General features: G+C 64.1%; 20 protein-coding genes. 10 read left to right on the plus strand and 10 right to left on the minus strand.

The window, feature by feature from the left end; all coding sequences use genetic code 11:
- Positions 1-153 precede the first annotated feature (153 nt).
- From ACZ51H_RS15200 to ACZ51H_RS15235, 8 genes are all read right to left on the minus strand, one after another.
- A complete protein-coding gene (locus ACZ51H_RS15200) occupies positions 154-1,176 on the minus strand; it encodes a zinc-binding dehydrogenase (protein WP_464802944.1) in 1,023 nt (340 codons plus the stop codon).
- Positions 1,176-1,850, minus strand: a complete 675-nt coding sequence (locus tag ACZ51H_RS15205; protein ID WP_464802945.1) for an SDR family NAD(P)-dependent oxidoreductase — start codon at positions 1,848-1,850, stop codon at positions 1,176-1,178. The genes ACZ51H_RS15200 and ACZ51H_RS15205 overlap by 1 nt, the downstream gene beginning before the upstream one ends.
- A gap of 23 nt (positions 1,851-1,873) precedes the next feature.
- Positions 1,874-3,235: a spinster family MFS transporter gene (locus tag ACZ51H_RS15210; protein ID WP_464802946.1), complete on the minus strand. Its 1,362-nt coding sequence runs from the start codon at positions 3,233-3,235 to the stop codon at positions 1,874-1,876.
- 158 nt (positions 3,236-3,393) lie between these two features.
- On the minus strand, positions 3,394-4,242 hold the full coding sequence (locus ACZ51H_RS15215) for a TauD/TfdA dioxygenase family protein (protein ID WP_464802947.1): 849 nt from the start codon (positions 4,240-4,242) through the stop codon (positions 3,394-3,396).
- A 20-nt stretch (positions 4,243-4,262) separates the two neighbouring features.
- The gene (locus ACZ51H_RS15220; protein ID WP_464802948.1) at positions 4,263-6,008 is read right to left on the minus strand and encodes an N-acyl-D-amino-acid deacylase family protein; all 1,746 of its coding nucleotides are present in this window, start codon (positions 6,006-6,008) and stop codon (positions 4,263-4,265) included.
- A 210-nt stretch (positions 6,009-6,218) separates the two neighbouring features.
- Entirely contained in the window at positions 6,219-7,148 is a 930-nt protein-coding gene (locus ACZ51H_RS15225) for a phytanoyl-CoA dioxygenase family protein (RefSeq protein WP_464802949.1), read from the minus strand.
- A gap of 49 nt (positions 7,149-7,197) precedes the next feature.
- Positions 7,198-8,595, minus strand: a complete 1,398-nt coding sequence (locus tag ACZ51H_RS15230; RefSeq protein WP_464802950.1) for a spinster family MFS transporter — start codon at positions 8,593-8,595, stop codon at positions 7,198-7,200.
- A 106-nt stretch (positions 8,596-8,701) separates the two neighbouring features.
- Positions 8,702-10,789 carry an acyl-CoA dehydrogenase family protein gene (locus tag ACZ51H_RS15235; protein ID WP_464802951.1) on the minus strand — a complete coding sequence of 696 codons (2,088 nt, stop codon included), beginning with the start codon at positions 10,787-10,789 and terminating at the stop codon, positions 8,702-8,704.
- Between the two features lie 154 nt (positions 10,790-10,943).
- Here ACZ51H_RS15235 and ACZ51H_RS15240 point away from each other — a divergent pair, with 154 nt between their 5' ends.
- The 9 genes from ACZ51H_RS15240 (at position 10,944) to ACZ51H_RS15280 (ending at position 21,052) form a co-directional block, all read left to right on the plus strand.
- Positions 10,944-11,759 (plus strand): enoyl-CoA hydratase, encoded by an 816-nt coding sequence (locus ACZ51H_RS15240; RefSeq protein ID WP_464802952.1) that lies wholly within the window; start codon positions 10,944-10,946, stop codon positions 11,757-11,759.
- The gene (locus ACZ51H_RS15245) at positions 11,756-12,547 is read left to right on the plus strand and encodes an enoyl-CoA hydratase-related protein (RefSeq protein WP_464802953.1); all 792 of its coding nucleotides are present in this window, start codon (positions 11,756-11,758) and stop codon (positions 12,545-12,547) included. Before ACZ51H_RS15240 ends, ACZ51H_RS15245 begins: the two co-directional genes overlap by 4 nt.
- 134 nt (positions 12,548-12,681) lie before the next feature.
- Positions 12,682-14,568, plus strand: coding sequence for a flavin-containing monooxygenase (locus tag ACZ51H_RS15250; RefSeq protein ID WP_464802954.1), 1,887 nt, complete (start codon positions 12,682-12,684; stop codon positions 14,566-14,568).
- A 10-nt stretch (positions 14,569-14,578) separates the two neighbouring features.
- The gene (locus ACZ51H_RS15255; protein WP_464802955.1) at positions 14,579-15,475 is read left to right on the plus strand and encodes an IclR family transcriptional regulator; all 897 of its coding nucleotides are present in this window, start codon (positions 14,579-14,581) and stop codon (positions 15,473-15,475) included.
- Positions 15,476-15,477: 2 nt separating this feature from the next.
- Entirely contained in the window at positions 15,478-16,569 is a 1,092-nt protein-coding gene (locus ACZ51H_RS15260) for an alcohol dehydrogenase catalytic domain-containing protein (protein ID WP_464802956.1), read from the plus strand.
- Positions 16,566-17,441, plus strand: a complete 876-nt coding sequence (locus tag ACZ51H_RS15265; protein WP_464802957.1) for an alpha/beta hydrolase — start codon at positions 16,566-16,568, stop codon at positions 17,439-17,441. The genes ACZ51H_RS15260 and ACZ51H_RS15265 overlap by 4 nt, the downstream gene beginning before the upstream one ends.
- A gap of 88 nt (positions 17,442-17,529) precedes the next feature.
- On the plus strand, positions 17,530-18,720 hold the full coding sequence (locus tag ACZ51H_RS15270) for an amidohydrolase family protein (RefSeq protein ID WP_464802958.1): 1,191 nt from the start codon (positions 17,530-17,532) through the stop codon (positions 18,718-18,720).
- A gap of 12 nt (positions 18,721-18,732) precedes the next feature.
- A complete protein-coding gene (locus ACZ51H_RS15275; RefSeq protein ID WP_464802959.1) occupies positions 18,733-20,214 on the plus strand; it encodes a class I adenylate-forming enzyme family protein in 1,482 nt (493 codons plus the stop codon).
- A gap of 31 nt (positions 20,215-20,245) precedes the next feature.
- Positions 20,246-21,052 (plus strand): SDR family NAD(P)-dependent oxidoreductase, encoded by an 807-nt coding sequence (locus tag ACZ51H_RS15280; RefSeq protein WP_464802960.1) that lies wholly within the window; start codon positions 20,246-20,248, stop codon positions 21,050-21,052.
- Between the two features lie 139 nt (positions 21,053-21,191).
- Here ACZ51H_RS15280 and ACZ51H_RS15285 read toward each other — a convergent pair whose 3' ends face one another.
- Positions 21,192-22,061, minus strand: a complete 870-nt coding sequence (locus ACZ51H_RS15285; RefSeq protein WP_464802961.1) for an alpha/beta fold hydrolase — start codon at positions 22,059-22,061, stop codon at positions 21,192-21,194.
- A 259-nt stretch (positions 22,062-22,320) separates the two neighbouring features.
- Between ACZ51H_RS15285 and ACZ51H_RS15290 the strand changes: the two genes are divergently transcribed.
- Positions 22,321-23,160 (plus strand): helix-turn-helix domain-containing protein, encoded by an 840-nt coding sequence (locus ACZ51H_RS15290; protein ID WP_464802962.1) that lies wholly within the window; start codon positions 22,321-22,323, stop codon positions 23,158-23,160.
- 177 nt (positions 23,161-23,337) lie between these two features.
- On the opposite strand, the gene ACZ51H_RS15295 is transcribed toward ACZ51H_RS15290, so the two are convergent.
- Positions 23,338-24,132, minus strand: coding sequence for a hypothetical protein (locus ACZ51H_RS15295; protein ID WP_464802963.1), 795 nt, complete (start codon positions 24,130-24,132; stop codon positions 23,338-23,340).
- Between the last annotated feature and the right edge of the window lie 24 nt (positions 24,133-24,156).

Genomic DNA, 24,156 nt, shown 5'->3' on the forward strand with positions numbered 1-24,156 from the left:
GATCCGGGTTCCAAAGCGGACGGGGAGCGCTGCCGCCATCAGGCCGCTGCGCTAATCCCCTCCCGCAATATTCACGCGAACTGTGCCCTTCCGGGCCATAATGTCAACTTCTTGCGTAGCTGGCGGGCGATTTTAGCGTGCATCGCCGCCAGTTCAGGGTCGGATCAGCACCTTGCATTCGCGCGGCTGGCTGCGCAGCGCCTCAAAGGCGGCGGGCAGTTCATCCAGGCTGACGGTGGAGGTGTGGATAGGCTTTGGCTTGATCGCGCCGGTGGCGATGGCGTGGATCACCGCTTCGAAATCCCGTTCGTTGTAGGCCTGGCTGTAGCGGATCGTCAGTTCCTTGCCGAGGGCGATGACGGGGGTGATCGTTTCATCGTGCAACACCACGCCCGCGACGATGATCTGCGCGCGGACGGCGGCCAGCTGCATCGCCTGGTTGAAGATGCCGGGAACGCCGATGCATTCGAAGATGATCCGGGGCGCATTTTCGCCGGTTGCCTGAGCGAAGGCGGCGGCGACATCCTGCGCCTGCGGATCGATGACGGCGGTGGCGCCGACTTGCTGCGCCAGCGCGCGGCGTTCGGGAGAGCGCTCGCTCACCACCACATGGCGCGCACCGGCGTGGCGGGCGAACAGGGCGACCGCAACGCCGATGGGGCCAGCGCCCAGCACCAGAACCGCCGCATCCTTGGGCATGTGGGCCAGGGACACGATATGGTGGCCGACGGCGAGCGGCTCGACCAGCGCGCCTTCTTCAAGGGTGACGCCTTCGGGCAGGCGCTGGACCATGTCGGCGCGGGCCGTCACGAGCTGCGCATAGGCTCCCTGCGCGAGGAGGTTGGTGCCGGTGAAGAGGTTGGTCGAGCAGAGCGCGGGCAGATCGGCATCGCAGGCGGGGCAGTGATGGCAGGCGTTCAACGGCAGGGCCGTCACGCGGTCGCCGACTTTCCACGGGCCTTTCACATCGCGGCCAAGGGCGGCGATGGTCCCGGCGAACTCATGCCCCAATATGAGGCCCGAGGGCGTATGGGCGCTTTCCGCCATGTGGAGGTCTGACCCGCAAATCCCGGCATTGGCAACTTCAAGGATGACCTGGTCGGCGGCTGGCACCGGATCGGCGACGGTTTCGATGGCGAGCGGCTGGCCTGCTCCGCGGAAGATGGCGGCGCGCATCAGCAGCGGCCCGTCACGGGGATGCAGGCGCCCGTCACGGCGGCTGCGCCGTCCGACAGGAGGAAGGCGATGACGCTGGCGACCTGCGCGGGGGACACCCATCGGCTGAAGTCCGCGTCGCTCATGTCCGCGCGGTTGGCGGGTGTGTCGATGATGGAGGGCTGGACGGCGTTGACGCGAACGCCATTGTCCTTTTCTTCCTCGGCCAGCGCTTCGGTCAGCTTCGCGATGCCCGCCTTGCTGGCGGCATAGGCGCCCATGCCTGCCCCAGCCTTGATGGCGGAGGCCGCGCCGATGCTGACGATGGCGCCGCCGCCGTCGCGCAGGGAGGGGAGGGCAGCGCGGACGGCGTTGACGGCGGTGCGCAGGTTGATGTCGAACAGCGTCGCCCAAGTCGAGACATCGCCATCCGCGACGGTTTCCCAGCGGAAGGTGCCCGCGACATTGACGAGCGCTGCGACCGGGCCGTTGGCGTTGATCGCCTGATTGACCGCAGTTGCCGTTGCGCCGGGATCGGCGAGGTCGATGCCGCCCAGATAGGCGCCCTGCGTCGCGGGGCCCGCGCTGTCGGCGCGGTCTATGCCGGTCACTTTATAGCCTGCCTGGCTTAGCGCCTGAGTGACGGCCTGGCCCAATATGCCGGCGGCGCCGGTCACGATTGCGTGCGTTTTCATGCTCTCTTCTCCTGTCTCTGCGATCAGAGCGTCGATTCTTTCAGCTTCCCTTGGCCGAGCGGCGAGGGGGCTTCATCAGGGCCGCCGACGCGGGTCAGATCGTGGGGATAATGAACCGAAGCCCGCCAGAAAAGCAGCCCGCCGAAAATTGTCAGTACCGAAAGCGAGAAGAGGCTGACGCGGAGGGATTCGGCGCCGAACCGGTCAGCCAGCAAGTCGCTGACGACCCCGCCTATCACTGGGCCAAATGCGCTGCCGATCACGTTGATGATGACAACCAGCATCGCCGTTGCCTGCGCCCGTTGATGCGGCAGGACGAGGCGGGCGGCGGCTCCGAAGGAGGGGCCTGCCCACATGGCCGCCATCATGCCGGTGAGGATGGAAAGCAGTGCGACGCCAGGGACGCGCAGGCCGCCGATCTGCACCGCCGTTCCGCCCGGCAGGGTGAACATGACGATGAAGACCGGGAAGGCGAGGAGGAAGGCGATGGCGGGCACGCGCAGTTGCCAAGCTTCGCCACGGACGCGCAGGCGGTCCACGATGACGCCGCTCAGCAGGCTGCCCGTGATGCCGCCGATCGCCGCGCCGATGCCGAGCCAAGTGCCTGCCTCGACAAGGGTCATGCCATGGGAGCGCATGAAGAAGGCGGGCGTCCAGATGGCGGCGGCATAGCCGAATATGTTGAAGGTGCCGACGCCTAGGCCAAGCAGGCGCAAGGAGGGGATCGACCAGCAGCGGCGGATGGCGCGCCACAGGCTTTCGGACGGCCCATCGACGGTAACCTGCATAGCCTTGCTGCGGCGGGGGCCGGTAAGCCAGAGCAGCAGCGCCAGGGGGAAGCCGGGAATGGCGAGCGCGAAAAAGGCCCAGCGCCAGCCCCACATCGCGGCCACGGCTGCGCCGCCGGTCAGGCCGAGGACGACGCCGATATAGGTGGAGGCGGAAAGGACACCCATGGCGCTAGACCGGCGGCGTTCGTCATAGAGGCTGGCGAGGAGCGATTGCGCAGGCGGCAGGCCACCCGCTTCGCCGATGCCGACCATCAGGCGAGCGATGCTCATCTGTAATATATTGCCAGCCGCGCCGCATGCTGCCGTTGCCGCGCTCCATAAGGTTGCGGACAGAGTGAGGACCCCGCGTCGCGACCAACGGTCTGCGAGGCGCGCGAGCGGCATGCTGAACAACACGTAACTGGCGACGAAGCCGGGTCCGCCGACGAGGCCGAGGAGCGAATCGGACGCGCCGAATTCCGATTTGATCGCGGGAATAAGGACGGAGAAGACGTGGCGATCCGCGTAGCTCAACGAATTGATCGCGAGCAGCAGCAGCAAGATATAGAGCGCATAGCCCGCGTGGGCCGGGCGTTCCTCCGTCGGCGCCATCATTCTCTCCTCACATTGGCAGGCAACCGGTCCGCGTCGCAAAAACTTCATGGCCGGATGCAATTATTCAGGGAGGGATGGCGCAGATGCATCGGATTCGCAAGCGCATAGGTAATCCAATCCGCAAATATGAAGTGCTGCCCGTGAATATGCGACGGTTGTCAGTGCGCTGAGGCAGTTACGGGATCATGCGGACCTTTGGGCGGATGGCCTACGAGAGCGACGCGCTTCATGACGCGGCGGGTGTTGTAATCCGCGATCGCGCAATGCTGTGTCGTGCGATTGTCCCAAAAAGCGATGTCCCCAACATTCCAGGAGAAGCGGACCTGAAATTCCGGCCGCTTCACATGATTGAGCAGGAAGTCGAGCAGCATGCGGCTTTCCTCCTGCGACACACCCATGATCTGCGTCGTCCAGTTGGCGTTGATGTTGAGCGCCTTGCGTCCGCTGACCGGATGCACTTCCACCAGCGGGTGGATGGCGGTGGAGAAGCTATGCACCTTGTCCCCGAGCATGTCGCGCATGGATTGGCTGCGGGTTGCGAGCGGCTGGATGGAATGAAGGGCGCTGAGGCCATCGATCAGGTCCTTGATCGGCTGGGACAGCGCTTCATAGGCGGCGACCGAGCTGATCCAGCAGGTGTCGCCGCCGACGTCGGGCTTCACCATGCATTGGAGCAGCGAGCCCATCGGCGGCGCTTCGAGATAGGTGCGGTCGCGGTGGAGATATTCAGCGCCCGCGCCCTTGGCTGAATTGCTTTCCATCCACAGCACTTCGCGCCGGGCGGCGGGATCAGGCTGAATTTCCGAGAGGTCGAGCGTGCCGAAATGACGCCCGGCGCGCATATGTTCTTCCTCCGACAAGGGCTTTTGATTGCGGAAGAAGACGACATAATTGTCATAGAGCGCGTCGCTGATCGCGGCGACGGTTTCGGGCGACAGATCAGTGGAAAGGTCGACGCCCCTTATTTCCGCGCCGATCGCGCCGGTCAGCTTGATGACTTCGATCATGACGATTTCCTTCCGATGATTCAGGCAGCGGCCAGAGGGGCGCCCGGCGCCACGACATGGCCCGGCAGGGCGCCGGTCAGCTGTCCATTGATGACGATCGGCTGGCCGTTGACGATGGTCGCCTTGACCCCGGTGCCCAGTGCCTTCCAACGGCCGATGCCGCCGGGCAGGTCATGCACGAATTCCTTGCGCCATGGGCCGATGGTTTCGGGGTCGAAGATCATGATGTCGGCCCAGCCGCCGACGCGGAGCGTGCCGCGATCGGCGAAACCGAGCATCGCGGCCGGGACTTGCGTTATCTGGCGGATGCCTTCTTCCAGCGTCCAGCGTTTGCGCTGGAGAACCCAGGAGCGCAGGAAATAGGAGCTCCAGTCCGCGCCATCATCCTTGTGCAGATGTGCGCCGCCGTCCGACACGCCGACGATCATGTTGGGATGCCCCTGTGCCACATCGACCGCCGCCGCCCATTCGGGGCTTTCGGTGCGCCAGCGGAAGGTGGTGCGCAGATCCTCGTCCAGCGCCAGGTCGAGCATCGCGTCCATAGGCGCGACGCCCCAATCCTGCGCTAGCGCGGCGATCGACTTGCCTTCGAGGGGGCGGTTCCGTTCCTCGGCAACTTGCACCACATAGACGTCGGGCCATTGCGGCGGGGGGAGCGTGGTGCCCTTCGATGGGTCACGGTTGCACTCTTCGACGGAGTTGCGAACCCGGTCGCGCCATATTGTGTCGCGCAGTGCGGCGCGCCTTTCCGCGTCGGGCAGGTTCAACAGGTCGTTGAAGGCGAAGCACGCCTTATAGTGGACATTGTTGGGGCCGATTTCGACGGTGCGGTCGAACGGGCGGCTCATCAGCAGCGAATAGACAGGCGTACCGCGCGCGGTTGCATCGTCGAGGAAGCGGGACGCCGTGTCCCAGCTGGCGGTTGGCACATCGACCTTGCTTGCCCCGCCGATGCCCTGAATGATCACGGGGAGGCCCGATGCCTCGCCGATCTGGAGCAGGAGGTCATAATCCTCCTGCGTCATGCCGCCGATGGCGCTCGCGGGCAGGTAGCAGATGGTGCCCGGCCGCGTCCGTCCGGCGGCGGCGCTGAGCGCCAGAAGTTCGTCCCGGCTGGCGCGGCGGGAGGGTACTGGGCGTCCCTTGATATCGAGATGCGTGGGGGCGGCCGAAGAGGAGAGGCCAGCGGCGCCCGCCTTGACCGCTTCATCCACGATCGCCTGCATGGCGGCGATCTCTTCGGCCGTTGCGTCGCGGTCGTAGGCGCCTTCGCCCATGACCCAGCGGCGGATATTGGAATGGCCGACATAGCAGGCGAAGTTGACGCCGAGCCTGCCTTTCAAGGACGCCAGATACTCGGGGAAGGTTTCGAAATTGTCCCACGGTACGCCGGACAGGGCGATGGGGTTCATATCCTCTACGCTGGCGAAGATGTCGGTCAGGAATTCACGATCATCCTTGCGCACGGGCGCCGCCGAGAAGCCGCAATTGCCCGCCAGTACGGTTGTGACGCCATGGAAGCAGGACATGGTGGCGTAGGGATCGAAGGTGATCTGCGGATCATAATGGGTGTGCGGATCTACTATGCCCGGTGCGACGATCATGCCGGTGGCGTCGATCTCCTGCTCCGCCGTCGCTTCGGCGAGGAGCCCGAGGGCGGTGATATGGCCGTCCTTGACGCCGACATCGATCCGGCGGCGGGGGAGGCCGGTGCCGTCGATCACCAAGCCGCCGCGAATGATCAAATCGAATGTCTGCGATGTCATGCGCCGGTTCGCTCTCGTTGGTTCTGCTGTACGGCGAAGATTTATTCCCAATATGGAATAGGGTTCACCCATAGGCGCAGCTTTGCCGCCTATCCGGAAAAGGCGTGCGGCAGCTCATCGGCCGAAGGTGAAGCCGTTGATGTGCAGAGGAGCTGAAAGCGGAGAAGCGGGCCTGGCCGGATCGGTCGCGGCAGGCCCCGCATTCTTACCTCACCATTCCATCTCGGGCGTGACGATCAGTTCCTTCACCGCGTCGGGAGCATAGGTCCAGGGTTCGTCGAAGCCGACGGAGACCGAGCTGTAGCCAAGGATCTGGCGCAGGATTTTGGACGATCCTTTCATCACTTCGGGGTCGATCGTCATCGGGAAGTTGATCATGGGTTTCCACCAGGGCGGGCAATAGCCGATGATCACGCCAGCGCGTTCAAGGTCGGTTGACGTGTTCGCGCCCGTGCCGTGCAGCAGCAGGTCGGTATAGATAAGCACCGATCCGGCGGGCGCTTCGGCGGGCACGGATTCATATTGGACGGCCCAGGATTGTGGCTCCGTGTCGCGGTGGCTGCCGGGAACCATGCGGGTCGCGCCATTGGCTTCGACGAAATCATCGAGGCACCAGATGAAGCGGGTCTGCGCGGCGCCTGCCGACAGCGGCATCGCGCCGCTGCGGTCGCGGTGGATGCCCTGTTGCGCGCTGCCGGGGCGGGTGACGTTGGCGCCATAGCTGTGCACCAGATAGGATTCGTCCAGCGTCTGCGGCCCCAGCAGTTCGCGGGTGAGCTGAAGCGGCAGTTCATGTTCGAGGATGTCGCGGAAGAAGCGTTCCCGGTTCATCAGATGGCATCCCGACATGCGGCGATTAAGGTCGTCATTATCGGTGTAAAAGCGGCGGACGCGCTCTTCATCGATCGCTTCTTCGCGGGCGATTTCGGCGGCGAGGAAGTCGCGCATTTCGCGCGCCTTGTCCTTGGTCACGACCTCGGCCGCGATGGCGTAGCCCGCGCGGTCAAGATCGGCGCGGATCTGGTCCATGTCCTTGGTCGGTTGCGGCAGGGGGCCGTCAAATTCCAGAGGTTTTACGGGGCGTGTGTCCATTGCGCCCATATTGTGCGTGACCTGCCTCTTCGCGTTTCCGGTAGCCATGGCTTATCCTCTCTCCGATATTCGTCCGGTGTTTCGGTTCACCTGTATTTTATAACCGTTGCGCTGTGCAATCAATTCGTACAGTCGTTGTACTTTCTTGCTTCAGCGCGCGCATCGCCATGGTCCAGTGCCAGGCGGCCCACAGGAAGAAGGCGGTGAGGCAGATCATGGCGTCCCGCAGGCCGAGCGCCGCGTCGCCGCCGCGCAGATAGGCGAAGGCGTCGCTCAGCACGCCTGCCACAAGAGGCCCCATCGATACGCCGATCAGGTTCGCCGCGACGATGTTCACAGCGCTTGCCCGCGCGCGCATCGATACGGGCGCGAGGCTTTGGGTGAGGGCGATCGAGGGCGCGGTCCAGAAGGAGCCGACGATGTAGCTGGGGATGAGGACGAGGAGAACGGCCTGCCCATCCGCCATGCTGAGCGCGATGATGTCCAGCGGGATGCAGAGGAGCATGCCCGCGATCGGCAGCCAGAGCGCCATGTGGAGGCCCGATTTGGCAAGCCGCGTCCCTTGCCAGCCGCCTGCCCAGGTGCCGATAGCTCCACATATGCCGGTCAGCAGGCCAAGGCCGACGCCGACATGCGCCAGGCTCATGCCATGGTTGCGGATGAGGAAGGAGGGCAGCCAGGTCGAAATGCCGGTTTGGGCGAAGGCCATGATCGCGGTTCCGGCGACGATGTGCAGGAAGGCGCGCCGTTGTGAGAGGACACGCAGGCTTTGAAGGAAACTCAAAAACTGGGTGGCTTCGGCCGGTTGATCGGAGGGGTCTTCCGTGCCGCCACGGATCGGCTCGCGGGCGATAAGGGGGAAGAGGATCGCGATCAGGATGCCGGGGGCGCCCGCCAGCAGAAGGGCCGTGCGCCAGTCGGTCGCCTGCGCGACGATGCCGCCTATGGAAAGGCCCGCCATGATGCCGACGGGCACGCCGATGGCGAAGATGCCTGCCGCAGCGGGTCGCTCGCGCGGCGGATAGAGGTCTGAGATGAGGGAGTGGGCGGCGGGGGCGAAGCCTGCCTCGGCAAGGCCGACGCCCATGCGTGCTGTGAAGAAGGCTCCGAAGCTGCGGGTGAGGCCGCACAGGGCCGTCATGACGCTCCAACTGGCGGTGAAGACCGCGATCAGCCGTACGCGATTGACGCCCCGGTCGATCAGCTGGGCGATGGGAATGCCCATCAAGGTGTAGAAAATGCCGAACGCTCCGCCGGTCAGCAGGCCGAGTTCCCAGTCGGCGAGCTGGAAGTCGGCCTTTATGGGTTCCTGCAAGATGACGACGATCTGGCGGTCGAGATAGTTGAGGCTGTAGATGAAGGCGAGCATCAGGAGCATTGCTGTGCGGCGTTGCGCCTTGAGCGGCGCGGATGCTGCGAGCGCATCGGGGTCGGCCGTTGGGAGTGCGTCCGACATGATCAGCGGTGCCGGGTTCGTCATCAGCTTGTCTCCCATGGAGCCGCCGTCTTGCGCAACGGCTTAGTCATGGGGCCAAGATCATCGGATCGCCGTCAGGATCAACGCGGGCGCGCAACTTTCCGCGCATATGGAAGCCCGCAGGTCAGGCGCGCGGCAGGCCGAGATGATGCTGCGCGATGATGGTGCGATGCACTTCGCTGGTGCCGCCATAGATGGTCTGGCCGATGGACTGGCGGTAGGATTCCTCGATCTTCGCCAAGGCGGGCGTTTGGTGGGTGAGCGTGCCGGGCGCGGCGAGGGCGGCGAGATCGGCGGCATCTGCCATGTAGATTTCGGTGGTGAACATCTTGGCCATGGGGCCGATGGCGCGGGTCATCCGGCCCGCTTCGATCGCCCAGGTGACGCGGCGGCAGAGCAGGTCGGCAATCTCCAGATGCGCGCGCGCGCGGGCAAGGCGGGCGCGGACGGCTGGCTTGTGGATCGGGCTCTTGCCCGACGCGTCGCTGCTGTTGGCCCAATCGAGGGCGGCGCGCATCAGGCTGTGGTGATAGATATGATAGCCTTCGCCGCCATGTTCGATTTCCATGGCGGCGGCCATGACCTTAAGCCCGCCATTGATGTCGCCGAGGCGATAGCGGTCGGGCACGCGCACATCGTCGTAGAAGGTGATGTTGGTGCGTTCATCCGGGAGCGTGTCGACCGGCTGGATCGTGACGCCCGGCAGGTTCATGGGGAAGAAGAAGAGGGTGATGCCCTTATGCTTGGGCGCGTCGGGATCGGTGCGGGCGAGCATCAGTATATAATCGGAGATATGGGCGCCGGTCGTGAACATCTTCTGTCCGGTGATGATCCAGTCATCGCCATCGCGCACGGCGCGGGTGCGGGCGGCGTACATGTCCGATCCTGACGCGGGCTCGGTGAAGCCGAGACAGGCGAGGGCGGAGCCATCGGCGAGGCGCGGGAGGACTTCGGCCTTTAGTTCAGGCGAGCCGAACTTCATCGTCATGCGCGCGCCCATGTTGGTGCAGCCTATGGGAATGCGGGAGAGGCCATATTCCTCGAACACGCGGCCGAGCGCGGTTACTTCCATGGGGCTGCGGTCTTGTCCGCCCCATTCGCGGGGCCAATCGGGATAGGCGAGGCCAGCGGCGGCTAGCTGGCGGTGGAGGTCTGGAAGGTGGCCGTCGGTGGATGTGGCGGCTTCGGCGCGCAGTTCGGGGGTGACTGCGGTTTCGAGGAAGGCGCGTACTTGTGCCGCGAAGGCTTCTTCGGCCGGGGTGAAGCCCATTTCTACGCCGGGGTCGCCTGCGTCTGGCAACGCGGTTGTTGCACCGGCCCAAAGGCGGTCGCCTGCCTCGGCCAGCCGGTCTTCGGGGTCGCCTTCCGCCAGTGCGACGCGGTCGATCGCGAGGAAATACAGGTGGATGTCATACTCGTTGGAAAGGCCGTAGCCGCCGAAGGTGCGTAGCGCCCGGCGCACGGCAGCGCGGGCGGTGGTGGCGGTCCACCAACTGGTGAGGGCTGCGAGCGCCCCTGCTTCGGGCTGCTTCTGCGCTACGCCCCAGATGGTGCGCCATAGCAGCAGGCGGCCGCCCTCCATGTCGGTGATGGAGTCGGCGAGGGGGAAGGCCACGCCCTGAAATGCGCCGATCGGCTGGTCGAACTGCTTGCGGTCGGTGGCGTAGGCGGCGGCCATTTCGATGGCGCGGGTGCCTGCGCCGACGAGCCATGCGGAGCGCAGCAGCGTTCGTTCGGTGAGGGCGGCTTCGAAGGACTGCCTTGCTGCATTGCCGCTGGCGATGGCGCGCCTTTCGCCGGTGGGCAGGAGGGCTTGGATGGCGTCGGATTCCCAGCTTAGCTGGATGCAGCCGTTCTGCGGGTCGAGGCTGATGGGGGTGGACGTTGCTTGTTCGAGCAGTGCGGCGGCGGCTTCGCCTTCAAGCTGGCCTAGCAGCGCGCAGGCGGCGATGCCGTCGGCGATCGGCAATGGTGCAGCCCCCCGCCCCGCCGCTTCGCAGACCAGCGCTGCTTCCATGAGGCCCATGTTGAGGCCGCCGCGATCTTCTGGCGCGCGCATGGTGATGAAACCCATTTGCGCAGCCTCGCTCCAGAGGCTGGCATCGACTGCGCCGTTCGACGCGCGTGCGGCTTGCACTACCTCTTCCCGATCGAAGAAGCGCAGGGCCGTTTCCTGCATCATCGCCTGCTGTTCGCTGAGTTCGAGATTCATGCCAATTCCATCTTGTTCGCGCCTTCCTGCTTGGCCATCCTGAAGCGTAGGATGTCAATTTGGCGGCAGCGCGCTTCCGGTAGTGCGGAAGGGCGCTGGTAGCGGATGCCCGCAGCGCCGATCGCGCGCAACCAGCGGTCCAGGAGTAAGGCAGATGGTAGAATATATCCGTTACGCGGTCGAGGAACGGGTCGCGACAATCACGCTGGATCGCGCCGACCGGGCGAACGCGCAGAACGAACCTTTTTTGCAGCAGCTGAATGAGGCGTGGGAAAAAGCTGCGGCGGATGAGTGCGTGCGGGTCATCCTGCTGCGCGCGGAGGGCAAGCATTTTTCCGCCGGGCATGATGTCAGCGCGGAAGCCATTCGCGACGGGTCGTTCAACCGCATTCGCGAGACGATACCGGAGCGCGGGTTGCTGGGCATCCATGAATGGGAGGCCAAACATTATCTCGGCTATTCCAAGCGCTGGCGCGATATTCCCAAGCCCTCGATCGCGGCGGTTCAGGGGGCGTGCATCGCGGGCGGGCTGTTGCTGGCTTGGCCGTGCGACCTGATCATCGCGGCCGATGATGCGCGCTTTTCCGATCCGGTGGTGCTGATGGGCATTGGCGGGGTCGAATATCATGGCCACACATGGGAGCTGGGGCCGCGCAAGGCGAAGGAGATGTTGTTCACCGCCAAGCCGATCGACGCGCATGAGGCGGAACGGCGGGGCATGGTGAACCGGGTCGTGCCGCGCGCGGATCTGGATGCAGAGGCATTGGCGCTGGCCCGCGAGATTGCGCAGATGCACCCGCACGCGCTGGCCATGGCGAAGCGCGCGGTGAACCAGACGCTGGACATCATGGGGCAGAGCACGGCGCTGCAAAGCTGTTTCGATATTCACCAGCTGGGCCATGCGTCGGCCTATGGCCAGACTGGCGAGTTCATCGTCGCTGGCATGGACAAGGTGAAGTCGCACTCATGAGTATCCTGACGCAGGTGGATGGGGGTGTTGCCACGCTGACGCTGAACCGGCCCGATCGGTTGAACGCAGTGACGGAGGCGATGCTGGATGAGATCGCGCTGATGCTGCGTGGCTGGTCCGTTGATCCGGCGGTGCGCTGTGTCGTGTTGGCGGGGGCAGGGCGCGGTTTTTGCGCGGGCTATGATTTGTCGGGTGAGGGCAAGGCGGCGCGGGACGAGCCGATGCGGGCCGATGAGGCCGCGGCGCGGATGAGCATTCATGCTGAGATTCCGCTGCTGCTGCATCGCATGCCCAAGCCTACCATCGCTTGTTTGCGGGGGCCGGTGGCTGGGAGCGGCTTGGTCATAGCGGCGGCGTGCGACTTGCGGATTGCGTCGCGGACGGTGAAGTTCAAGCTCGCTTTCGCCAGCGCTGGGCGGTGCGGCGATCCGGGGGGGAGCTATCTGCTTACCCGGCTGCTGGGCGCGGCGCGGGCGCGGGAGATGTTCCTGCTGGATGAGCCGATGCTGGGGGATGAAGCGCTGGCGAACCGGTTGGTCAATCGGCTGGTCGAGGATGAGGTACTTGAGACCGAGTGCGCGGCTTTGGCGGCGAAGCTGGCGGGCGGGCCGACAGCGGCCATTGCGGCGATGAAGCGTAATCTCAATGCGGCGGGGGTCATCGCGCTGGAGGAAAGCATGGCGCAGGAGGCGGCTGCGAACGCGCAGATCAGCTTGTTTTCGCATGATGCGAGCGAGGCGGCGCGGGCCTTCATGGAGCGGCGCGAGTCCAATTTTCTCGGTTACTGACGAGCCGCAATTGGCACCTGTTCCGGCATGGCGGAATTGGGGCGGGTTCGGCTTACCTCGGGCCAGAGATTCGATATTGCAAAAAACAAGATTGGCGCGCTCGCATGCGCTCGACAGCAGATGGGACGGGATGAATGGCGACGGCGGCAAAGGCGATCGACACTGATGGCATTCGGCGCGCGGTTGAACTGGCGGACCTGAACGCGCTGCGGATCGCGCTGTATCAGAACAGCGGGGATGGGGAGATTGCTGCCCTGCCTGCCGCCGCGCAGATGAGCGAAGGGCAGAAGGCGCTGCTGAAGGAGCGCGCGGTCGAGTGGCTGGCGGACAATGCCGGTGCGGTGGAGTTGTCGGAGCCGCCTGAAGAGGATCTGCGCCGATTGATGACGATGTTGTCGGGCGAGATGACCGATGTCGAGTTTGAGGCGCGGCGTGACCTTCCGGCCTTCCGTGCCGTTCCCTGCGCCGTCGAATGGAAGGGTGAGAAGCCGGAGATTCCAGAGGGTTTCCGCATCGTCATCATCGGCAGCGGCCCGGCGGGGATCGCGGCGGGCGTGCAATGTGAGTTGCTGGGTCTGCCCTATCTGTTGCTCGATCGTCAGCCTGAGGCGGGGGGTACGTGGACGATCAACCGCTATCCCGATGTGCGGGTCGATACGCCGTCCATCACCTATGAATATAGTTTCGAGAAGCTGTATCCCTGGGGCGAGCATTTCAACCGGGGTGAGGATGTCCGCGAATATCTGCAACATGTGTCGCGCAAATATGGGGTGATGGCGAACAGCCGCTTTGGCCATGATGTGAAGGGGGCGGTGTTTGACGAAGGCCGCAACGTCTGGCGGCTGGATGTCGAAACGCCGGGCGGGCGTCAGGAGATTGTCGCCAATGTGGTGATCACCGCTTGCGGCACCTTTGCCAATGCGCAGGTGCCCGACATTGAGGGCGTGCAGGAGTTCGGCGGGCAGATCATCCATCCATCCGCCTGGCCGGAGGGGTTGGACCTGACCGGCAAGCGGGTCGCCATCATCGGCAATGGATCGACGGGCGTGCAATTGCTGAGCGCCGTGGCGGAAAAGGCGGGGCATGTCAGCGTCGTGCAGCGGACCCCGCAATGGATCAGCCCGCGCGAGAAATATGGCGCGCCGATTGAGCCGGAACTGGCCTGGCTCAACGAGAATATGCCCGGATACTGGAACTGGTCGCGCTATACCGCGACGATGCCGTTGTTCGACATCGACCGGTTGCAGCGCGTCGATCGCGAATGGCAGGCGCAGGGGGGGAAGGTCAGCAAGGCGAATGACGAGATGCGCGCCTTCCTGACCAATTATATCCGGCAGGAAACCGGTGGTCGCGAGGATCTGATCGAGAAGCTGATCCCGGACTATGCACCGATGTCGCGCCGCCCGGTGGTGGACAATGGATGGTATCGCGCACTGACCCGCGACAATGTGGAGTTGCTGACCGGATCGGTGGAGCGGTTCACGAAGACGGGCTTTGTGATGGCGGATGGGACGGAGCGGCACTTCGACGTTGTCATCGCCGCGACGGGGTTCGATGTGCTCAAATATCTCTGGCCCGCGCGGTACAAGGGGCTGGAGGGCAAGGACCTGCACGACACATGGGACGCGGGCGATGGGCCGCGTGCCTATCTGTCGATGATGGTGCCGCAATTCCCGAACCTGTTCATGCTGTACGGCCCCAATTCGCAGCCGCTGACGGGGGGCACGGGCCTGCCGCAATGGTGGCTGATCTGGGCGAGCTATGCCGCGCAGTGCGTCATGCGCATGTTGAAGGAAGACAAGGAGCGCGTCGATGTGAAGGCCGAGGCGTACGAGCGCTATAATCGCGAACTGGATGCCGAGGCGCAGGGCTGGCTGCAGATGACGCCCGAGGGCGGTATCGAGAAGAATTATTATGTGAACCGCGAGCATCGCAGGCTTCAGGTCAATGCGCCGTGGCTCAGCCCCGATTATCACCGCATGTGCACGGTGGTGAACTGGGACGATCTGGAACTGAGCTGAGGGAATAGCGATGCCCCGTCCGGCCCTGGCCGCGTCCCGCGCCATCGACATTTTGAACTTCATGGCGGCGGCGCCACTGCGCGGCTATTCGTTGACGGAGCTGGTGCGGCAGCTGGACCTTAATCCCGCATCCTGCCACGCCTTGTTGGGCGCAATGACGCGGGATGGATATCTCGTCAGGGCGCAACGGGGGCGGGTTTATAGGCTTGGCCCGGCGTTGATCGCGATTGGGCATGCCGCTCTGCAATGCCATCCGGTGGTGGCGGCTGCGCGGAACCAGATCGCGCTGCTGTCCGCCGAACTGGACCTGGACAGCCTGCTGACCGCGCGGCTGGATGACCGGTTGATCGCGCTTGCGTCGGAAGGGCCGGGACGTATGCCGGGTCTGGCGGTGGGGCAGCGGGTTCCGCTCATTCCGCCGCTTGGTACGCCCTTTCTTGCCTGGGCGAACGAGCGGGAGGTGGATGGCTGGCTCGCCAAGGCGGCGGGGGCGATCGACGCTGACCGGCTGCGCCAGTCGCTCGCGATGGTGCGGCAGCGCGGCTATGCCGTGACGCAACGCAGCCCCGAGCAGGCGGCGGCCGGGCTGGCCGTGCTTGGCATGGCGGAAGAGCCGCTGGCCGGAGACTGGCAGAAGCGCGTTGCCGAACGGATCGGGCAGATGGGCGAGGATTATCTGATGATCGAGGCGCAGCCCGACCGGCTGCATCCGGTGATGATGATATCCGCCCCCGTATTTGGTGCGGATGGCGCGGTGCTTTGTACATTGTCGCTGTTCGGTTTTGACCGGCCTTTGCCGCTGAGCCGTATCACCGTTCTGGGCGAAGCCGTTGCGCGGCATTGCCGGATAGCCAGCGCGACGCCGGACGAGCCGGAAAAGCAGATGAATGAAGTTGGGAGAGGCTGAACATGCGGGCGCTGATCTATGAAGGGCAGGGCAAGATCCGTTTTGTCGAGGATGTGGAAGTGCGGGAGCCGGGCGCCGGCGAGGTGCTGGTGCGCATCGTGGCGAGCGGCATTTGCCATTCCGACATTTCGGTCATCAACGGCACGATCGACTGGCCTGCGCCTGCGGTGTTGGGCCATGAAGGGGCGGGCGTCATCGAGAAGCTGGGGCCGGGCGTCAGCGAACTGGCAGTGGGCGACCATGTGGCGCTGCATACGCTGGCCAATTGCGGGCGCTGCGGGCCGTGCGAGAGTGGCAGGCCGACCCATTGCCGCCAGTCCTATGGCAATCGCGCCCAGCCGTTCAGCCGCAATGGAGAGCCGGTATCGAGCTTTGCGGCGACGTCGACCTTTGTCGAGAAGACGGTGGTGAAGGCCAATCAGGCGGTCAGGATTGATCCGACGGTGCCGCTCGACATTGCCTGCGTCGTGGGTTGTGGCGTGCTGACCGGGGTGGGCTCGGTCGTCAACCGGGCGCGGGTGAAGCCGGGCGAGACGGCGGCGGTGTTCGGCATCGGCGGCATTGGGCTTAACGTGTTGCAGGGCTTGCGGCTTTCGGGAGCGAGCCGGATCATCGCGATCGACTTGTTGGCAACGCGCGAGGAGAAGGCGCGGGAGTTCGGCGCGACTGACTTTATCGATGCATCGCAGGGTGATGTGCCGCAGCGGATCAAGGACATCGTGTCGGGCGGAAATCCCGATCACGGCAGCGGCGTCGATTGGGCGTTCGAATGCGTCGGTAGTACGCGGGTGCTGAACGATGCGATGGCGAGCCTTGGTTGGGGCGGCAATTGCGTGATCGTCGGGACGACCGCGATGGGGACGATGGCGGAGGTATCATTGACGCCGCTCTCCTTTGTCGATCGCGGGGTGATGGGCGCGCGCTATGGGGCGTCGCGGCCGCATCAGGATATCCCGTCCTATATTGCGCAATATCGGCAGGGTAAGCTGCTGCTGGATGAGCTGGTTACGCAGCGTTATGATCTTGCCGACTTCGAACGGGCCTTCCACGATCTGGAGGAAGGGAAGCTGGCGCGCGGGGTGTTTGTGCTGTGACGCAAGCCGACGCCTGGGAGTTGCCGCCGTTGCGGGCGGGCTATGCTGCCGATGATGCGCTGGTCGAGCGGCGGGCGCGGGCGGCTGGCCCAGCTGATGCTGCGGAGCGGGCGGGCGAGGCGGTGATTGGCGGTGTGCGTTGTTTGGTCATTGAGCCGCGCGAGCATGATGCGCAGGGCGAGATGATCTACCTGCATGGCGGGGGATATCGGCTGGGGTCGCCGCTTGCCTATGTGGATTATGCGCAAAGGATCGCGGATGCGGCGGGGCGGCGGGTCATCCTGCCCTTTTATCCGCTTGCGCCTGAGCATCCTTTTCCGGCGGCTTTGCATGCTGTTGTGGCGGTTTATCGGGGGTTGGAGGACAGGCAGTCGGTGGTGGTCGGGGGGGACTCGGCCGGAGGCGGGTTGGCGGCGGCGCTGTGCATATTGGCGGCGCGTGCTGGTGAGCGGCCTGCGGGTGCTGTTCTGGTGTCGCCGATGCTGGATTTGACGGCGCGGGGCGAGAGCCTTGATCGCAATGCGGCGCGTGATCCTATGTTTTCGAAGTCCGCCGTGCTGGATAGCGCGCGGCTTTATTTGCAGGGGCATGATCCGCGCGATCCGCTGGTTTCGGCGCTGGATGCTGACCCGGCGGACTTTCCGCCGACATTGGTGCTGACGGGAGGCGCGGAGGTGTTGCTGGATGAGGCGGTTGCCTTTGCCAAGCGGCTGGCGCTGGCGGATCGGCGGGTCACGCTGCATGTTGCGCCGGGCATGGGCCATGTCTGGCCTTTGCTGGCGCCTGAAACCAGCGAAGCGCGGGATGCGGTCGCGGCGATTGCTGCCTTTGTAAAAGCGCTGAAATCTACTGGCTCCGAGGATTCCGCGTAGCCGGAAAGCCGTCCCGCTTAATTGCCAGACGCGGGCGGGTGCAGGACAACAAGTACCAACTTATCATAGCTGACCGAAAGACATTGCGATGACGACGCCCAGCCTTCCCTTCCCCGTCTATGACGCGGACAATCATTTTTACGAGCCAGAGGATGCGCTGTTCCGGCATTTGCCCAAGAAGTGGCACAAGGATTTTCGCTTCGTGGAAGTGGATGGCCGCAAGCGGCTGGCGATCAAGGGGCAGATTTCGGACTATATCCCCAATCCGACCTTCGAGCGGGTCGCGGCGCCGGGGACGCACGTCAAATATTATAAGGCCGACAATCCCGAAGGTCTGACGATGCGGCAGATGACGGGGAAGCCGATCGCTCCGCCGGAATCCTGGCGGACGGGCAAGGAGCGGCTGGCGGTGCTGGACGGCCATAATGTGCATGCGGCGCTCATGTTCCCGACGCTCTTTTCGGTGATCGAAAAGTGGATGAGCTATGACCATGAGTTTCTGCATGATGCTTTGCATGCGTTGAACCAATGGACGAGCGAGGAGTGGGGCTTTGCGCGGGAGAACCGGCTGTTCGGCGTGCCGGTGGTGTCGCTGGCGGACATGGATCGGGCGCTGGCCGAGACGGACTGGCTGATCAAGCAGGGCGCGCGGACGATCTGCATCCGGCCTTCACCAGTGCCGGGTTATCGCGGTGGGCGGTCGATGGGGCTGAAGGATTTCGATCCCTTCTGGGCGCGGATCGAGGAGGCGAAGATATTCGTGTCGATCCATGCGTCCAATTCTGACTATGATCATCTGATCGAGATGTGGACAGGCGGCGCCGAGTGGCTGCCGTTTGAATCCGATCCGTTCGTCAACTGCCTGCGGATTATCGAGCGGGCGATTTCCGATACGATCGCGGCGATCATTTGTGGTGGCGTTTTCGACCGCTTCCCCGGGGTTCGGGTGGTGAGTGTCGAGAATGGCGCGAAGTGGGTCATTCCGCTGATCGAGCAGTTGAAGCATGTTTATGGTCAGATGCCGCAGAAATTCATGAATGATCCCGTTGACCAATTTCATCGGAACATTTTCGTGACGCCCTTTGTCGAGGATGATTTCGGGCAACTGCGAGAACATATGCAGGTGAACCGGATATTGTTCGGCAGCGACTATCCGCATCCGGAGGGGACTGAACATCCACTCGATTTCCTTCATGAATTGGCGAGCTATTCGATGGCGGAGAAGGAAATGGTGATGTCGTCGAACCTCAAGGGCCTGTTGGAAGGCGTGCGCAATTAAGGACGACGCCAAGTGAGCCAGGACGTTATAGAGCAGCTTCGCGCCAATCTGCGCGACCATCAAGATGATCGCGGCATCGAGTTTGAGGGCCGGTGGGTGAGCTGGGGCGAGGTGGCGCGCTATGGCGATGCCGTTGTCGCGCTGCTCGACGCCGCCGGATGCCCGCCATCGGCGAAGGTCGGCATCATCATCCGCAACCGGCTGGCCCATGCGGCGGCGGTGGTGGGGCTGTTGGCGCACCGGCGGTCGGTGAGTTTCGTCTATCCCTTCCTTCCCGCGACGGCGATTTCGGACAATATCGAGAATTTGGGCGCCGCCGCGATATTGGCGGATGAGCAGGACTGGCCGAACTTTTGGGAGGCTGCGGGACAGGCTGGTTGCGCCGGAATCGCTCTTGGCGGGATCGATGACGCGCCCATGCTGGTCGATGGATTGGAGAAGTGCAGGCGATCCTCGTTCGACGATGCCTTGCCCGATGGCGGAATCGAAGTGCTGTCGAGCGGGACTACGGGGACGCCCAAGCGCATTCCGATGCCGCTGAAGCTGCTGGAGCGGGCCGTGATGAGCGCGCCTGGCGCGGAGTCAGGCAGCGCGCCGCCGGTGCAGATCAATATTTGGCCGCTGGGCGGTGTGGGGGGCGTGTGCCTGCTGACGGGCGCTGCGGTCAATAATACGCCGCTGGTGCTGATGGAGCGGTTCACGGTCGATGGGCTAGTGGATGCACTGCGCCGTCACCGGCCTGATACGCTGGGCCTCAATCCGACGGCGATTGCGATGATCATGGATGCCAATGTGTCGGTCGGGGACATGGCGAGCGTGAAGAGTGTGTCTGGGGGATCGGCCTATCTAGACCCCGACCTGCAGGAGCGGTTTGAACAGCGTTACAATCTGCCGATCCTGTGGGGCATGGGCGCGACGGAATTTTGCGGCACCATCGTTCGCTGGACGCCACAGATGCGGGCGGAGCGTGGAGACAGCAAGCGCGGCAGCACGGGCCTTCCCATGCCCGGCGTGGAGATACGGGCCGTTGATCCGGAAAGCGGCGCGGAAGTGGCGCGCGGGGCGGAAGGATTGCTGGAGGTCCATTGCCCGTCCGTGCGGCCTGATTGGGTGCGGACCACTGACCTGGTGATGATCGATGAGGACGGATATGTCTTCCATCGCGGGCGGCATGACGGAGCGATCGTGCGCGGGGGCTTCAAGATATTGCCTGAACGGGTGGTCGATGTGCTGCGCCAGCATCCGGCTGTTGTCGATGCTTCGGTGGTGGGTATCCCTGACGCGCGGTTGGGCGCGGTGCCGGTGGCGGCGGTCGAACTGAGCCGGAGCGCCGGGGCGGTAGATGAACAGGCGCTGCTGGCGCATGTGCGGGCCGAACTGCCGCCGACCCATGTGCCGGTGGAAATCCGGATCGTGGACGCGCTGCCGCGCACGCCGTCGCTGAAGGTCAGCCTGACCGAAATCAAGAAGATGTTCCTGGCCGACGCCGCATGAGCGGGCGCACACAACAGAGAGGATGGGGAGGATGAGCGTGTCATTGCTGGGCCTGGAAGGAAAGAAGGCGCTGATCGTTGGGGGCGGCCGTGGCATGGGCGAGGCGAGCGCGCTGCTGCTGGCGGAGGCGGGATGCGATGTCGCCGTGCTGGACAGCGTCATGGAGCGGGCCGAGCAGGTCGCGAGCGAGGTGCGGACGATTGGGTGCGCGGGTATAGCGATCGAGGCCGATATTTTGGATGAGGCATCGGTCAAGAAAGCCGTGGCGGATGCCGAGGGGGCGCTGGGCGGGCTCGATATATTGGTGACGATCGTGGGGCAGGCGCTGTTCAAGCCGCTGCTCGACGTGACGCTGGAGGAATGGGATCATGATCAATCCCGGAACCTGCGCTATTTCTTCGTGACGGCGCGCGCGGTCGCCCAGTCCATGATTGCGCGCGGGGTGCCGGGATCGCTGATCTGCATCGGTTCGGTGGACGGAGCGGTTGGGTCGCCGATGCATGCGCCCTATGGCGCGGCCAAGGCGGGCCTCATGCATCTGGTGAAGTCGATGGCGACCGAATGGGGGCGGCATGGCATTCGCGCCAATGCCGTGGCTCCGGGGAGCATCACCACGCCACGATTGCCTGAAACGGCGGAATCGCGGGCGTTGATGGAGGCGAGCGTGCTGCCGATCGGACGGCCGGGGACGACGCGGGACGTGGCTGGGGCTGTGCTGTTCCTGGCGTCCGGACTATCGGAATATGTGACGGGTCACAGCCTGTTCGTGGATGGGGGGTGGATGGCCGCCAACCATTTCGATCCAAGGGTGATGGCGACCAAGAAGAGCAACGAATAGCGGTTCACTCGGCTAGGGCTGATCGACATTCAGTTCTGGCGGCCTGCAAATGGCGGTTCTCCGCGCTTCCGGTGCTGACGTACTTTGAGTACGCTGCGTTGAAGCGAGGCGCGTGACTCGCTTCAAGGGTCGCGGAAAATCACCATTTTCGGCTCGCCATCTCCTGAATGTCGATCGGCCCTAGGAAGGGCATGATCGCCGCCAGACATGCGTCGAAGGCGTCATGCTGGGGCCAGTGGCCGCTGCCGGGCAGGCGCACTTCCCGCACGTCAGGGAGATGGGCGAGTAGGTCGGCGGGCAGGCCGGAGGGCCAGCTGCGTTCGCCGTAAAGGAGGAGGGTCGGGCAGGCGATGTTGCGCCACAGCGCCCGGACATCCTCCATGGAGATGTCGGGGAATGCCCATACGGCGAGATAGGGATCATGCTTCCACTGCCATCCAGCCTTGCCAGCCCGCCGCAGACCATGGCGCGTCATGTGCCGTGCCTGCGCAGGCGTGAGGAAGGCATGGCGTTCCCGCATACGCTCGACCGCTTCGTCCACGGACGCGAAGATGCGCGGGGCGGAAAGGGAAGCGGCGCGGCGCTCTTCAAGCCAGTTGCGGGTCGTTTGTTTGATGCTTTGGCTGAAGCGATAGGCTTCGATATCGGGAGGCGCGCCAACGGTTTCGATCGCGACGACGCGTCTTATCGTTTCGGGATAGATTGCGGCAAAGCGCAAGGCGATGTGCGCGCCGAGGGAGTGGCCAATCAGGATGGCCTGACGCTGCGGACCCAGCGCCAATTGTTCGGCAAGCGCGGCGAGATCGGACAGATAGGCGGCGAAGTCGTAGCGCCCGTCCTGCGACCAGCTGCTGTCGCCATGGCCGCGAAGGTCGGGGGCGATCACATGGTAATCGGGAAGCAGTGCGTTCGCCAGCGCGTCCCAGCTGCGGCTATGGTCCCGGCTGCCATGAAGGAGGATGGCGAGCGGCGCGCCTTCATGCGTCCATTCGGTATAGCTGAGCGGCATGCGGCCATTGCGAAAGCGGCGCTTTACAGGCTTCGTGCTGATGTGGGGGCGACTTTGTCTGTCGTGCATTGTTCGAATATAGAGGGTATTGAAAGCGCGCTGGCGACCCGCAATGACGGCTTTCCATATGCCCGTAATCGTTGCCGCCGTGGCGGATTCCGGACGCTTGAATCGATGCGGCGCCCGGAATATGGTAATCGCCACCAAAATTCCGGTGACCGGCAGAACCGGCGCCCGCAAGGACGTTATAGGAGGCGGGATGAGCGCTAACTCACAGGCGGAAGGCAGGTCTGGCGGCAGGGGCAGCGTGAAGTCGTGCCTGCGGACGCTGGAGGTGTTGGAATATTTCATGAAGTCGGGCGAGCCTGCACGCACGATCGAGATCAGCGAAGCATTGGGCATCCCCAATTCAAGCGCTGACGAAATCTTGCGCACGCTCGCGAGCACTGGCTATCTAACCTATAATCAGGCGACGAAGCTCTATGCACCATCCTACAAGTTGGTCGCGAATGCTTCGTCGATCGAGCAGAGCTTTTTTGGAAGCGGCCGGATCAATGAAGTGATGGAGGATATGCGGCGGGAGACCGGCGGATCAGTCTTCGTCACGCAGCAAAATGACTGCTGGTCGGAGAGTGTTGCTGAAATGTCCGGCGGCTGGGCGGCGAAGCCTGACGCTGAACCCTATTATTCCACTGAGATGATCTGTTTCCAGCACAATAGCTGGCGGCCGGGCACCAATTTTGCGGCGGCGATGCTGGCGCAGCAATCCAATGTCGACATCATACAGCTGGCGACCCGGACGCAGCGGCTGGGCCTGGGTCCGAAGGGGCCGACGCTGATGAAACATCTGGTGGACCGGATTTCCACGACGCGGGCGCGCGGGTTTGCGCTGTGCCGCCGGAGCGCGACCATTCCTGTGGACTCGATCGCCATGCCGCTGCGGGTGCCGCATGGCGTTGCTTCCTATGCGATCGGCGTGGTGGGCGATCCGCTGTTCGTGAACGACAATGATGTGCGGCAGATGCTGTCGGGCATGCAGTCGGTCATCTACCGCTATAATGATCGCATTCGCCGGAACGGGGCGGTGAGCATCCAATAAGGGGACGGCCTTTCCTGTGCCGCCCCTTAGGGCCGATCGACATTCAGTTCTGGCGGCCTGCAAATGGCGGCTCTCCGCGCTTCCGGTGCTCACGTACTGTGAGTACGCTGCGCTCCGGGTCGCGGAAAACCACCATTTTCGGCTCGCCATCTCCTGAATGTCGATCGGCCCTAGTTTTCAAAGCTGGTCGGTGTAGCTGTCGGTGCCCGGGATCGTGGGTATGAAGGGCGAGGCTATCGCGATGCGGCCGATGCCGCTTTCCTCGATGGCTTGGGCGAGCGGCACATAGGCGGTGTCCCAGACGGCTTTGGGGTCCTCGATCGAGAAGCTGAGGAAGACGGCGCGGTCGTTCTCCTCAACCGGCACATCCTTGGGGCTGGTGGGATCGAGCGGCAGGGGGGAGCCGGTCAGCGCCACATCGCCCGGCAGGTCGCGGGCGCGGAGCAGGGCGGAGAGGTCCGCGCTGGTCTTGCCCGGATTGAGATCGACGATGAAGGCGACGAGGCCGCCATAGGGGCGATCGAGCGCCAGTTCGATCGGCATGGCGCTGCCCGGCGCATTATATTCCGCGTCGAAATTGTAGAAGCTGGTGTGGATATGGTCGCGTTCCTTGAACATGCGGCCGGTGGCATGGAGGTCATTGACCTGACGCACGGCCCATGCGTCCCAATCCTTATGATGCCCGTCCAAAATCCAATAGAGCGCGAGATAGGAGCCCTTCGACAGGTCCATGGTGCCTGAACCGAAGCGCTTGGTCTTTTCCGCGCGGGTGGCGACATAGCGCGCGCCCGAGACGGTGTAGGCGCCGATCATGCAGCCGCTGTAGAAATGATCGCGCTCATACCAGCGATTATAGGCGACCTCATGGCCGGGGCGCGGCTCGACCATGGTGAAGAGCAGGGAGCCGAGGCGTATGGGACGGTCGGCGCGGGCTATGTCGGCCCGTTCGTACAAGGTTTCGCAGCTTTGCATGGGCCTCTCCTGAAAATGATGGCT

The sequence above is a fragment of the Sphingobium sp. TomMM15 genome, assembly GCF_055397045.1.

Coding starts and splice junctions, on each gene's coding strand:
- ACZ51H_RS15200 (WP_464802944.1), bottom strand. CDS start 1,176: ATGCGCGCCGCCATCTTCCGCGGAGCAGGCCAGCCGCTCGCCATCGAA.
- ACZ51H_RS15205 (WP_464802945.1), bottom strand. CDS start 1,850: ATGAAAACGCACGCAATCGTGACCGGCGCCGCCGGCATATTGGGCCAG.
- ACZ51H_RS15210 (WP_464802946.1), bottom strand. CDS start 3,235: ATGATGGCGCCGACGGAGGAACGCCCGGCCCACGCGGGCTATGCGCTC.
- ACZ51H_RS15215 (WP_464802947.1), bottom strand. CDS start 4,242: ATGATCGAAGTCATCAAGCTGACCGGCGCGATCGGCGCGGAAATAAGG.
- ACZ51H_RS15220 (WP_464802948.1), bottom strand. CDS start 6,008: ATGACATCGCAGACATTCGATTTGATCATTCGCGGCGGCTTGGTGATC.
- ACZ51H_RS15225 (WP_464802949.1), bottom strand. CDS start 7,148: ATGGCTACCGGAAACGCGAAGAGGCAGGTCACGCACAATATGGGCGCA.
- ACZ51H_RS15230 (WP_464802950.1), bottom strand. CDS start 8,595: ATGGGAGACAAGCTGATGACGAACCCGGCACCGCTGATCATGTCGGAC.
- ACZ51H_RS15235 (WP_464802951.1), bottom strand. CDS start 10,789: ATGAATCTCGAACTCAGCGAACAGCAGGCGATGATGCAGGAAACGGCC.
- ACZ51H_RS15240 (WP_464802952.1), top strand. CDS start 10,944: ATGGTAGAATATATCCGTTACGCGGTCGAGGAACGGGTCGCGACAATC.
- ACZ51H_RS15245 (WP_464802953.1), top strand. CDS start 11,756: ATGAGTATCCTGACGCAGGTGGATGGGGGTGTTGCCACGCTGACGCTG.
- ACZ51H_RS15250 (WP_464802954.1), top strand. CDS start 12,682: ATGGCGACGGCGGCAAAGGCGATCGACACTGATGGCATTCGGCGCGCG.
- ACZ51H_RS15255 (WP_464802955.1), top strand. CDS start 14,579: ATGCCCCGTCCGGCCCTGGCCGCGTCCCGCGCCATCGACATTTTGAAC.
- ACZ51H_RS15260 (WP_464802956.1), top strand. CDS start 15,478: ATGCGGGCGCTGATCTATGAAGGGCAGGGCAAGATCCGTTTTGTCGAG.
- ACZ51H_RS15270 (WP_464802958.1), top strand. CDS start 17,530: ATGACGACGCCCAGCCTTCCCTTCCCCGTCTATGACGCGGACAATCAT.
- ACZ51H_RS15280 (WP_464802960.1), top strand. CDS start 20,246: ATGAGCGTGTCATTGCTGGGCCTGGAAGGAAAGAAGGCGCTGATCGTT.
- ACZ51H_RS15285 (WP_464802961.1), bottom strand. CDS start 22,061: ATGCCGCTCAGCTATACCGAATGGACGCATGAAGGCGCGCCGCTCGCC.
- ACZ51H_RS15290 (WP_464802962.1), top strand. CDS start 22,321: ATGAGCGCTAACTCACAGGCGGAAGGCAGGTCTGGCGGCAGGGGCAGC.
- ACZ51H_RS15295 (WP_464802963.1), bottom strand. CDS start 24,132: ATGCAAAGCTGCGAAACCTTGTACGAACGGGCCGACATAGCCCGCGCC.